Genomic DNA, 11,853 nt, shown 5'->3' with positions numbered 1-11,853 from the left:
TCGAAGCAACAACGGAAGGCGCGAGAGCGGAGGCTTCGGGAGCGTCGCGCGGCCGTGAGCGCGCTGCGCAATGCGGCGGCGCCGCACCAGCACGCACGGGCAGCGGCGGTCCAATCAGAACACGTTCCCCGATGTCCAATCCGTCTGCCACCTCTACCCGCATGAGCGCGCCCGAGCGGCGTGCAACCCTGTCGCTCGCCTCGATCTTCGCGCTGCGCATGCTGGGCCTCTTCATGATCATGCCGGTGTTTTCGGTCTACGCGAAAACGATCCCCGGCGGCGAGAACGTGCTGCTCGTCGGCATCGCGCTCGGGGCATACGGCGTCACGCAGTCGCTCCTCTATATCTTCTACGGCTGGCTCTCCGACAAAATGGGCCGCAAGCCCGTGATCGCCGCCGGCCTCTTGATCTTCGCCATCGGCAGCTTCGTGGCGGCCGGCGCGCACGACATCACGTGGATCATCGTCGGCCGGGTGATCCAGGGCATGGGCGCGATTTCCTCCGCCGTCCTCGCGTTCATCGCCGACCTCACGGCCGAGGAGCACCGCACCAAGGCCATGGCGATGGTGGGCGGCTCGATCGGCATGTCGTTCGCCGTGGCGATCGTGGGCGCGCCGATCGTGTATCAATGGGTGGGCATGAGCGGGCTCTTCGCGCTCGTCGGCGTGTTCTCGATCCTGGCGGTGGGCGTGGTGCTGTGGGTGGTGCCCAATGCGCCGAAGCCCGTGCACGTGCGCGCGCCGTTCGCCGAGGTGCTGCACAACGTGGAGCTGCTGCGCCTGAACTTCGGCGTGCTCGTGCTGCATGCCACGCAGACAGCGCTCTTTCTCGTCGTGCCGCGCCTGCTGGTGGACGCGGGGCTGCCGGTGGCCTCGCACTGGAAGATCTATCTGCCGGTGATGGGTCTCTCGTTCGTGCTGATGGTTCCGGCCATCATTGCGGCCGAAAAGCGGGGCAAGATGAAGGCCGTGCTGCTCTCGGCCATTGGGCTTATCCTGATCGGCCAGCTGTTGCTCGGCTCGCTGACGCATACCATTACGGTTGTGGCAGCCGTGCTGTTCGTCTACTTCCTCGGGTTCAATATTCTGGAAGCGTCGCAGCCGTCGCTCGTCTCGAAGCTTGCGCCGGGTGCGCGCAAGGGCGCGGCCACGGGCGTGTACAACACGACGCAGTCCATCGGGCTTGCGCTCGGCGGCGTGGTGGGCGGCTGGCTGCTCAAGCACGACGGGGCGAGCGCCGTGTTCTACACGTGCTCTGGGCTCGTGTTGTGCTGGCTTATAATCGCGGCCAATATGAAGGCGCCGGTCAAACGCGCCTGAGATCGGTCGAACAGTTTTTGCGGAGGCGGTCTGCGCGCGGCGATGGCGGTTGCCCGCACGCGCGCCGCGCGGCCGCTCCTCGCAACGGAATCAACAGGAGAAATTCATGGCATCCGTGAACAAGGTCATTCTCGTCGGCAATCTCGGCGCCGACCCGGAAGTGCGCTATCTGCCGAGCGGCGATGCCGTGGCGAACATCCGCCTCGCTACGACCGACCGGTATAAGGACAAGGCCTCGGGCGAGTTCAAGGAAATGACCGAGTGGCACCGCGTGTCGTTCTTCGGGCGCCTCGCCGAGATCGTCTCGGAGTACCTCAAGAAGGGCTCGTCGGTGTACATCGAGGGCCGCATCCGCACGCGCAAGTGGCAGGCGCAGGACGGCACGGACCGTTACTCGACCGAAATCGTCGCGGACCAGATGCAGATGCTGGGCGGCCGCAGCGGCGGCGCCTCGATGGGCGGCGGCGACATGGGCGACGACGGCGGCTACAGCCGTCAGCCGGCCGAGCAGTCGCGCGGCGGCGGCCGTGCTTCGGGCGGCGGCGCTTCGCGTCCGAGCGGCGGTGGTGGCGGTAGCAGCCGTCCGAGCGCGCCGGCTGGCGGCGGCTTCGACGAAATGGACGACGATATTCCGTTCTGAGGAAAAACAGCCAGGCCTGGTCGAACAATCAGGCCTTTCGGCAACACCCCCCTGGCCCCGGATTTCACGCTGCAGGTACGCCTGCGCGATGCAGAATCCGGGGCTTTTGCTTTCATTAAGCCGCCAGAAGCGCGTCTTCCGCGTACCTCTTCCACGGCGCACATCGCCTCAAAATTGACATTTTGTCGCAAACCGTCAAAATGTCATTCATGACGAAATCGAAACCCGCAGCTCCGCATGCGAGCGAAAACGAGCTCCTCCTGCGTGAGGGCCGCAAGATCGTCGAGGCGCTTGGCCAGACGCTCGCGCCGCTCGTCGAGGTCGTGCTGCACGACCTCACGAAGCCGGAGCATTCGGTCGTGGCGATCGCGAACAATCTCTCGGGCCGTCAGGTCGGGGAGGCCGCCACCGAGATGGGGCTCGCGCGCATCACCGACCCCGGCTTTCCCGAGGTCGTGCCCAATTATCCGAACGCCTTTCCCGATGGCCGCCCGGTCAAGAGCACCTCGATCGGCCTGAAGAACAGCGCTGGCGAGTATGTCGCCGCGCTTTGCCTGAACATGGACGTGTCCCTGCTCGGCGCGGTGACGGCGGGCCTCGGGCAATTGATGCGCACCGACGCCGCCGCGCCCGTGCCCGAAACGCTCGGTTCGCGCACGAGCGACGACGTGCGCGCGGCGCTCGAGCGCTTCGCCGCGGCGCGCAACACCACGCCCATCGGCATGACGCTGGCGCAGCGCCGCGAAGCCGTGCGCGAACTGGCCGAAAGCGGCCTTCTCAACCTGCGCCACGCTCTTGCCGACGTGGCGCGTACACTGGGCGTCGCCCGTTCGACCGTCTACACCTACCTGCCCACGGAAGACCGATCATGAGCTCCTTGCCGATTTCCTTCGAAGACGTCGCCGCCGCGCACGAGCGCATTCGCGGCATTGCGCACCGCACGCCGGTGCTGACCTCGCGCACGGCCAACGAGCGCGTGGGGGCCGAGCTCTTCTTCAAGTGCGAGAGCTTCCAGCGCATGGGCGCGTTCAAGTTTCGCGGCGCCTACAACGCCATCGCGCAGTTCACGCCCGAGCAGAAGGCGGGCGGCGTCATCACGTTCTCGTCGGGCAACCACGCGCAGGCGATCGCGCTGTCGGCGAAGCTGCTCGGCGTGAAGGCCGTGATCGTGATGCCGAACGATGCTCCCGCCATCAAGGTCGAGGCGACGCGCGGCTACGGCGGCGAAGTCATCTTCTACGACCGCTATACCGAAGACCGCGAGGCGCTTGGCAAGCGGCTCGCGGCGGAGCGCGGCCTCACGCTGATTCCGCCGTATGACCATCCGCACGTGATGGCCGGCCAGGGCACGGCCGCGAAGGAACTCTTCGAAGAGGCGGGCGCGCTCGACATGCTGTTCGTGCCGCTCGGCGGCGGCGGGCTGCTGTCGGGCTGCGCGACGGCGGCGCACGCGCTCGCGCCCATGTGCACGGTGATCGGCGTGGAGCCCGAAGCCGGCAACGACGGCCAGCGCAGCCTGCAGACCGGCTCGATCGTCCATATCGACACGCCGAAGACGCTCGCGGATGGCGCGCAGACGCAGCATCTCGGTCAGTACACCTTTGCCGTGATCCGCGAGCGCGTGCCCGAGATCGTCACGGTGAGCGACGCCGAACTCGTCGAGACGATGAAGTTCTTCGCGAGCCGTATGAAGATCGTCGTCGAGCCGACGGGCTGTCTCGCGGCGGCGGCGGTGCTTTCGCAGAAGCTGGATGTGCGCGGCAAGCGCGTGGGGATCGTCGTGTCGGGCGGCAACGTCGATCTGCTGCGCTTTGCGGAACTGGTCGGCGCACCGGCATAAGGCGGGATCACCGACAAGTCCGTCGGACGTTACCGTACCGCGCATCCTGTCTATTCTCCTGCCTTTTAAGACTTGTCCTATCTGACGATGGGCAGGCGCTCACGATAATTCCAGATTCAGTAAGCGAATTGTCGTACGTCGTCACGCGAGCAGCGCGATTTCTGCCGGCCGGGGCGGCGCATGGCGCGGAGACGGAACGATGAAGCTCGGTATGCGGTTGGCAGTGGAAGGCGCAGGGACGGCGTGGCTCGTATTCGCGGGTTGCTCCAGCGCGGCGCTCAATGCCAGTATCCCGGCTCAGGGCTGGAGCATATTCGAGATGGCGGCCTCATTCGGGCTCGCGCTCGCGGCGGCCAGTTTCGCCGTAGGCCATGCGGCCGGCGCCCATTTCAACCCCGCTGTCACTGTCGGCTACACCGTCGCGCGGCGCTTTCCCGTGCGCGACCTGGCGCCCTACATCGCGGCGCAGACAACCGGTGCGATTGCCGGCGCCGCTCTGCTCGCATGGATCGTCAGCGGCCGGCCTGGGTTTGCGCTCTCCGTTTCGGAATTCGGCGCCAACGGCTACGACGAGCATTCGCCCTGCGACTACGCGTTCGGCGCCGTGCTCGTGGTGGAGTGCGCCTTGACGTTCATGTTCGTCTCGATGCACCTGCTCATGTCGGCTTCGCCCGAGCGGCGCAGGTCGGCGCCCGTGGCGTTGGGCATCGCGCTCACGGTGGTCTACCTCATCTGCATTCCCGTCAGCAATGGCGGTATCAATCCGGCGCGCTCGAGCGGCCCGGCGCTGTTTGTCGGCGACTGGGCGCTCGACCAGCTCTGGCTCTTCTGGGCCGCGCCGATGACGGGAGCGATCGGCGCGGGCCTGTGCCATCGTTACGCGCGGATGCGGCGCGCGGCGGCGCGGCTATCCGGCGACGCAGAAGCCTGACCGATACCGCACGGATGAAAGCGCTCTCGCGCGTGTCCGGTTACGCCTTGGCGGCGGCGTACTGGCGTCGTTCATTCGTAATCCTCATTGCACTGATGCTTGCCGCGGTGCTCGTGCCGGGTTCTGCGCGGGCGAGCGCTCCAGCCGGCGCGGCGAGCGCGTTGGCCACGGCCTCCATGGCGGGCGGGACGCCGCCATTTCCCCCGAAGCTGATTGTCGGCGTTGTTGCCGGCGGCTGGCCGCCGCTCGACGTGCTCGACGTGCTCGACGGCGGCGCGCTCAGCGGCTTCAGCGCCGACTATCTGCGTCTTGCCATCGGCGCTCCGGTGGAACTCGAGCCGCGCGTCTATCGCGACATGCCTGCGTTGCTCGACGGAGCCTGCGCCGGCGAGGTCGACGTGATCATGAGCCTTGCGCGTTCGCCGCTGCGAGAACGCTGTCTTGCGTTCACCGCGCCGTATCTGAGCGGCTCGACCGTCTTCGTCACGCGCGCGGGCAACGAGGGCGTTGTCACGGCGGCGCGGCGGCTCGGTCACGCGCGTCTTGCGGTCGAGCGAGGGTACGCGCTCGAGCCCATCCTGCGTGAACGTTTCCGGCTTGCCGACATTCGTGCCTATGCCAGTACGGACGAGGCGCTGCGGGCCGTCGCCACGGGGGCGGCGGATGTCTATGCCGGCTTCGCCCCGGTCGTGCGCTACCGCCTTTCGCTCGACGCTTTCCGGATGCTGCGCATCGCCTGCACGGAGCGCCTGCGCTTGCGTGATCTGCGCTTCGCCGTCCCGGCTTCGAAGCGCGTCCTGCGCGACCGGCTGAACATGGCGCTGGCCGGTGTGCGCCCCGCAGCCGCGAGCGGCATACGCGCGCGCTGGCTCGACGGCACGGTCGGGCTGGTGCCCGTAGCGCCCGCGTTCACGCTCAGCAGTGCCGAGCGCGCATGGCTGCAGGCGCTGCCGTCGTTGAAAGTCGGCGTCGACGCCGACTGGTCGCCGTTCAGCCTCATTGGCGGCGCGCAGCGCCCGGAAGGCATTGCGAATGACTACCTCGACTACCTTGGCAGTACGCTCGGCGTGGTGTTCGAGCGTGTGCCGGTTTCCGGCTGGGCGCGCGCGGCCGAGCCGTTTCGGCGCGGCGAGCTCGCGCTGCTCGCCACCTCCTTGCATGACGAAGTCGTTGGCGCAAACGCGGTGCTGACGCAACCGCTGGAACGCTATCCGCTCGTGCTCGTGGGCCGTCGCGACGAGCCGATGGCGCGCGGCATCGGCGATTTCTCGGGGCGGCGCATCGTGCTCGCGCCGCACACCCCCGGCGCTGCCCAGCTTGCCGCCGATCCACCCGCCGTGAGCACCGTGCGCGCGGCGAGTGTCGAAGCCGCGCTCTGGATGGTGGCTCACGACCAGGCGGACGTGGCCATCGGCAATGCGGCGGCGCTCGACCTGCCGCTCAGCCGTCAGTACGCCGGATCGCTCAAGGTGCTGGGCACGATAGCCGTCGACGACGCCGTGGGCTTCGCCGTGTGCCGCGACCTGGCACCGCTCGCGGCGCTCATCGACCGCGCGCTCGCGGCGATGCCGCCCGACGAGCGCCAGCAGATCCGCAACCGCTGGACGACGGGCGCCGCGGGCCACACCCAGCGCTGGAGCGTGAACGCGCTGCGTCTGTTGCCGTTCGTGATCGCATTCGGGGTCGTGCTGCTGGTCACGCTGCGCGCCTACGTTCTGCTTCAGCGCGAGATGCGCCGCCGCAGTCGCGCCGAGCAGACCATTGCGCGCGCACGCGATCTTGCCGAAGCGGCCTCGCGCGCGAAGGACGATTTCCTTGCGATGATGAGCCACGAGATCCGCACGCCGATGAACGGCGTGCTCGGCCTCGTGGAGGTGCTCGAGCGCACGCCCCTCAACGCCGACCAGACGCGGATGGTCGACATGGTGCATGAATCGGCAGGGGCGCTGCTGCAGATACTCGACGATCTGCTCGATTATTCGAAGATCCAGGCGGGGCGGCTCGCCATCGTCAGCGAGCCGTTCGAGGTGCGCGCGCTCGTCGACAACGCGGTCGGCCTGCTGGCGCAGCGTGCGCACGAGAAGGGCTTGAAGATGTTCGTGGATATCGGCTCCGAGGTGGCCGCGAGGCTGCGCGGCGACAGCGTGAGGCTGCGCCAGATCCTTTTCAACCTGCTGAGCAATGCGATCAAGTTCACGCCGGCGGGCGAGGTGAGCGTGAGCGTATCGGCCCTGCAGCCCGTCGGCGCGGCGTGTTCTTCACCGGCGCGCCAGCGTCTGGTGATCACGGTTGCCGATACGGGTATCGGCATTGCTCAGGATGCCCAGGTGCAATTGTTCGAGCCGTTCGTGCAGGCTGAGTCGTCGACGACGCGCCGCTTCGGCGGCACGGGGCTCGGCTTGACCATCTGCCGCCGGCTGGCGGCGCTGATGGGCGGCACGCTCGAGCTGGAAAGCGAGCTTGGGCGCGGGACGGCGCTCACGCTGCGGATCGAGTTGCCGATCGAGGCACGGTCGGCGCACGCGGACGGGTTGGTCGGCAAGCGCGCGCTGGTCCTGTGCGACGACGCGCGCGTGGCCGCCGCGCTGACTCATTTCGGCACGTCGCTTGGCATGCGGATGACGTGCATACCCGGCGACGTGCTTGGCGAATTCGCGGCACGACGCCAGGCATCATTCGCAGAACGAATCGATCTGATTCTTGCCTCCGACTCGTACGTATCCGGCTTGTCGAGGCTCGGGGCGCCCGTCATCAGCCTGACCGACAAGCCGAAGCCGACCGGCTACCGCATCGCGGAGAACGGCGTGCGCTTGAGCATGAATCCGCTTTCGTGGCGCGGGCTGAGCGCCGCCTGTGCGATGGCGCTGGCGGGACTGCCGGCCGCAGCTGCGTGTTCCGCGAGCGGCGCCGAGGCGGCGCACGTCGCGCCCGAACGCGAAAGGGAGCATGCGGCGGGCCGACTGATACTCGTTGCGGAGGATCATCCCGTGAATCAGGAACTGATCCGCCGTCAACTGGCGCTGCTCGGCTTTGCCTGCGACGTGGTCAACGATGGTGCCGAGGCGCTCGCGGCGATGGAGGAGAACCGCTATGGCTGCCTGATTACCGATTGCCATATGCCGAACCTGTCTGGCTACGATCTGGCGCGGCGCGTACGGGAGATCGAGCGCGAGCGGAACGGCGACCCGCGTCTGCCGATTCTCGCCATTACGGCGAGCACGGGGCCGGAAAGCCTCCAGCTGTGCCACGCCGCGGGCATGGACGACTGCCTCGTCAAGCCGACGCGTGTGGCGACGCTGCGCGAACACCTTGCACGCTGGTTCGGCGCCGGAGGGGCTCATCGCCCGCGAGGCGAAAGCGTCGTGGCCGCGCCGCGCGCCAACCCGGCGGCCGTTGCGCCGGCCGCCGCGCGCCATTCCGGTCCGCTCGATCTGGCGCGCATGATTCAGGTGTGGGGCAGCGAGGCGACCGTCAAGGCGTTGCTGGGATCGTTCGTTTCGGCGGTGCGCGACGATCTGGACGCGTTGCCGCCGCTGCTCGAACGAGTTGACATTGCGCGCATGCGCGAATGGCATCATCGCCTGGCCGGCGCGGTGGGGGTGCTTCACTATCCGGCGCTGCTCGCGCTCCTTGAGACTTATCGCCGCCACATGGATATCCACACGCCGGCGCAACTGCGCGAGGAGGGGCTCGCGCTGGTCCGCACCGGCCACGCCATGCTGGACGACATCGGGAAGCAGGCGGCCTTGCTGGCCTGACCGGCCGGTTTGCGGAGGGAAGCCGGTGGCGACGAGCGATGCGAAGGGCCAAAAAAAACGCGGCCGAAGCCGCGTTCAAAGTTGGAGACCCTTCGGTGAAGAGTCACTTCTCGCAATCCAAGCCTAATCACTATCCCGAAAAAGATCGAGGCAAAAACGGTCAATTGATTGTTACGAGAAATGTCGGGAATCTCGGTTCGCGGGCGTGACTGAGGCTCGCTGGCCACGGAACCAGTCGACGGTGAAGTCGACGAACGAGCGTGTCTTGGCCGGGACATGACGGCGGCCGGGGTAGACGAGCGAGAGTTCCTTGTCGGCATCGCGAATTTCGTAGCCGGCAAAAACGCGCACCACGGCGCCGCTCGCGAGGTCGGCTTCCACCTGATCCGAGGAAAGTATGGCGATGCCCATGCCCGCCAGCGCGGCATGACGCTGCATGACCGCGTCGTTGACCGTGTAGGCAGGCTCGACCTGGACCACTTCGCAGTTGCCCTCCGGCGTTTCGAACTGCCAATCGTTGCCGTGGATGTCCGCGGAAGGCGCCAGCAGCGTGTGCTGCGCGAGCTCGGCCGGACTGCGCGGTACGCCGCGTCGCGCGAGATAGGCGGGCGCGGCGACCGCGATCGGCGCGATCGTCACGAGCGGACGCCGGATCAGCGTGCCGCCGCTCACCTGGCGCGGGACGACGATGCCGGCGTCGAATCCCTCCTCGATCAGATCGACGGGCCGGTGCAACAGCGTGAGGCTCACGCGCACTTTCGGATGGGTTTCGAGAAAGCGCTGCAAGAGCGGCGTGAGGCGGTTCAGCGAAAACGATGCATGCGCCACGAGGCGCAAGGTGCCGGACGGTACGGATACGCCGTGCGCGATTTGCGCTTCGATGCGCTCCAGGTCGTCGAGCACTTGCCTGCAAGCCTCTGCATACGCGACGCCTGCTTCCGTCAGCGAGACGCTGCGCGTGTTGCGATTGACGAGGCGCGTGTCCAGATGGGCTTCCAGCAGCGCGACGTAGCGCGTGACCACCGCGTTCGAGAGATGGAGGCCGGCGGCGGCCCGGCCAAAGGAGCCGTGTTCGGCGACGCTCAGGAACACGCGCATCGCCTGGAGTTGATTCATCGACTTGGGTCGGATCGACATCGGATGGAAAGCTCTGATGCGCGCGGCGCCAGGCGGCGCGTCAAGAGGCGAAGGGGTAAAGAGATTGCACACGACGGATTGCGCAAGACGCTCGCGCGATTCGTGCCAGATAGTACCGATAGGCGACGTGGCCAAGGAATGGGACTCGTCCGAATCGATGGCTTATTTCGAAATTTTCGTGTTGGCTTGAGACAACGCTTTAACGGGATAGGGCGGCATGCCGCGCGATGGACAAAAAAGCGAGATAGTCCAGGAGCGTTGTGTGTCAAGCGAGTACCGGCTTTGTCAGCGGGCATTCGACTTATTCAAAAATGCTTTTGCCCCCACGCGTAGCGCCTCGCGGAGGAGGCTGCCGCCTAAACTTCGGGATGCAAATCAAAGCGGCGCCGTCCTGGCGCGGCAAGGACGAGGCAAGGCCGGCGCGAGTGCCGGGGCCGACATCCGGTTTTACCCAAGGGCTCAGCATCAAAGGAAGCATATGAAGAAGAAACTGGTTTTCGCGGCCGCAGCCGCAGCATTCGCATCGGCGTCGTACGCACAAAGCAGCGTGACGCTGTACGGTATCGTCGATGCCGGCATCACCTACACGACCAACGTCAACGGCCATAACAATTTCGCGGGAACGAGCGGCAACCTCGATGCAAGCCGCTGGGGCCTGCGCGGCGCCGAGGATCTGGGCGGCGGCCTGGCCGCGGTCTTCACGCTCGAAAGCGGCTTCGACGTCATGAACGGCCAGCAGAACGGCGGCCTGTTCAATCGCCAGTCGTTCGTCGGCCTGACGCAGAAAGACTCCGGCACGGTCACGCTCGGTCGCCAGTTCGACTCGATGATCGACTACGTCGGTCCGATGACGGCCGTCGGCAGCTGGGGCGGCACCTACACGGCGCACCTGATCGACAACGACGACCTCAACGGCACGTTCTCGCTCAACAACTCGATCAAGTACGCGAGCCCGAATCTTTCCGGCTTCCAGTTCGGCGGTCTCTATTCGTTCTCGAACCAGGCCGGCGGTTTTGCGAGCAACCGCGCGTACAGCGCCGGTATGAGCTACCAGTACGCCGGCCTGCACCTCGGTGTGGCCTACACGCAGATCAACGGCGTGGACGGCAACGCCGGCGGCTCGGTGCAGGGCTCGCCCCTCGTCAGCACGTTCGGCGCATCCATGGGCGCGGACGAACGTCAACGCAACTGGGGCCTCGGCGCAAGCTATGCCTACGGTCCGATGATCGGTGGCGTCGTGTTCACGCAGTCGCGTCTCGACGGCGCTGTCAGCGGCTCGGTGCGCTTCAACAACATCGAAGGCAACTTCCACTACAACCTGACGCCGGCCCTCGGCATCGGCGCGATGTATACGTACACGAACGCAAACGGCTCGATGCTCGATGCGAACGGCAGCAATTCGGCGCACTGGCACCAGTTCGCGCTGCAGGCGGACTACGCGCTCTCGAAGCGTACCGACGTCTATCTCGAAGGCGTCGGCATGTGGGGCGCCGGCCAGAACGCCGCGGGCATCACGCAGGTTGGCTACCAGAGCGACAACAACTTCTCGTCGAGCAAGAACCAGGGCATCGTTACCACGGGTATCCGCCATCGCTTCTAAAGCGATCCGGGCAGCACGTCGTAGCATGGAAGAGCGCCGCTTGCGGCGCTCTTTTTTTCGCTCCGCACGTTTGTCCCTGGCGAGGAGACAGCCGACGCTATCGCAAAATTTGCTCTAGCATGTGGGGGCGCCGCTTCGGATGGTCGACGCGACGTACCATGACAACGGAGAACTCCCATGATTGCACTTCGTCCGCTGCAGTTCGCTCTCGCCCTGTGTGTCCTCGCCTCAAGTGCCGCCTTTGCCGATACCGTCGCCCTCAAGGCCAATCTCCAGCCGTCCAGCGAAGTCCCGCCGCGCGTGAGCCACGGCCATGGCAAGCTCGACGCCACGTTCGACACGTCGTCGAAGCAGCTGCAATGGACGGTGACTTACGCCGACCTGTCAGGTCCCGTGACGGCTGCTCACTTCCACGGCCCCGCGCCTGTCGGGCAGAACGCGAAGGTGCAGGTGCCGATCGCGAAGTCCGACCTGGCAAGCCCGATGAAGGGATCGGCGCAGCTGGACGACAAGCAGGCTGCCGATCTCATGGCGGGTCAGTGGTACTTCAATATTCATACCGAGCAGAATCCGTCCGGGGAGATTCGCGGCCAGGTGCTGCCGTCGAATTGACGACGCGCGCCTGCGC

Annotated in this window: 9 protein-coding genes; 8 read left to right on the top strand and 1 reads right to left on the bottom strand. The window is 66.5% G+C overall.

Annotated elements, in window-relative coordinates; genetic code table 11:
- Positions 1–161 precede the first annotated feature (161 nt).
- The 6 genes from BAC01S_RS17255 (at position 162) to BAC01S_RS17230 (ending at position 8,488) form a co-directional block, all read left to right on the top strand.
- Positions 162–1,319 carry an MFS transporter gene (locus BAC01S_RS17255; protein WP_027795904.1) on the top strand — a complete coding sequence of 386 codons (1,158 nt, stop codon included), beginning with the start codon at positions 162–164 and terminating at the stop codon, positions 1,317–1,319.
- Positions 1,320–1,425: 106 nt separating this feature from the next.
- Positions 1,426–1,959: a single-stranded DNA-binding protein gene (locus BAC01S_RS17250; RefSeq protein ID WP_027795903.1), complete on the top strand. Its 534-nt coding sequence runs from the start codon at positions 1,426–1,428 to the stop codon at positions 1,957–1,959.
- 209 nt (positions 1,960–2,168) lie between these two features.
- Entirely contained in the window at positions 2,169–2,831 is a 663-nt protein-coding gene (locus BAC01S_RS17245) for a helix-turn-helix transcriptional regulator (RefSeq protein WP_043202586.1), read from the top strand.
- Positions 2,828–3,799, top strand: a complete 972-nt coding sequence (locus BAC01S_RS17240; protein ID WP_027795901.1) for a threo-3-hydroxy-L-aspartate ammonia-lyase — start codon at positions 2,828–2,830, stop codon at positions 3,797–3,799. The genes BAC01S_RS17245 and BAC01S_RS17240 overlap by 4 nt, the downstream gene beginning before the upstream one ends.
- Positions 3,800–3,998: 199 nt before the next feature.
- Positions 3,999–4,730, top strand: coding sequence for an aquaporin (locus BAC01S_RS17235; RefSeq protein WP_043202584.1), 732 nt, complete (start codon positions 3,999–4,001; stop codon positions 4,728–4,730).
- A 14-nt stretch (positions 4,731–4,744) separates the two neighbouring features.
- Positions 4,745–8,488 (top strand): ATP-binding protein, encoded by a 3,744-nt coding sequence (locus BAC01S_RS17230; protein WP_052408768.1) that lies wholly within the window; start codon positions 4,745–4,747, stop codon positions 8,486–8,488.
- A 171-nt stretch (positions 8,489–8,659) separates the two neighbouring features.
- Here BAC01S_RS17230 and BAC01S_RS17225 read toward each other — a convergent pair whose 3' ends face one another.
- Positions 8,660–9,604, bottom strand: a complete 945-nt coding sequence (locus tag BAC01S_RS17225; RefSeq protein WP_027795898.1) for a LysR family transcriptional regulator — start codon at positions 9,602–9,604, stop codon at positions 8,660–8,662.
- A gap of 499 nt (positions 9,605–10,103) precedes the next feature.
- Between BAC01S_RS17225 and BAC01S_RS17220 the strand changes: the two genes are divergently transcribed.
- Complete coding sequence (locus BAC01S_RS17220; RefSeq protein ID WP_027795897.1) at positions 10,104–11,225, top strand: porin; 1,122 nt, start codon at positions 10,104–10,106, stop codon at positions 11,223–11,225.
- A gap of 177 nt (positions 11,226–11,402) precedes the next feature.
- Positions 11,403–11,837, top strand: a complete 435-nt coding sequence (locus BAC01S_RS17215) for a CHRD domain-containing protein (protein ID WP_027795896.1) — start codon at positions 11,403–11,405, stop codon at positions 11,835–11,837.
- The last annotated feature ends 16 nt before the right edge of the window (positions 11,838–11,853 follow it).

Origin of the sequence: Paraburkholderia acidipaludis NBRC 101816, from assembly GCF_000684975.1 — a bacterium.
GTDB lineage: Bacteria > Pseudomonadota > Gammaproteobacteria > Burkholderiales > Burkholderiaceae > Paraburkholderia > Paraburkholderia acidipaludis.
This window is presented reverse-complemented; position numbering and strand designations above follow the sequence as displayed.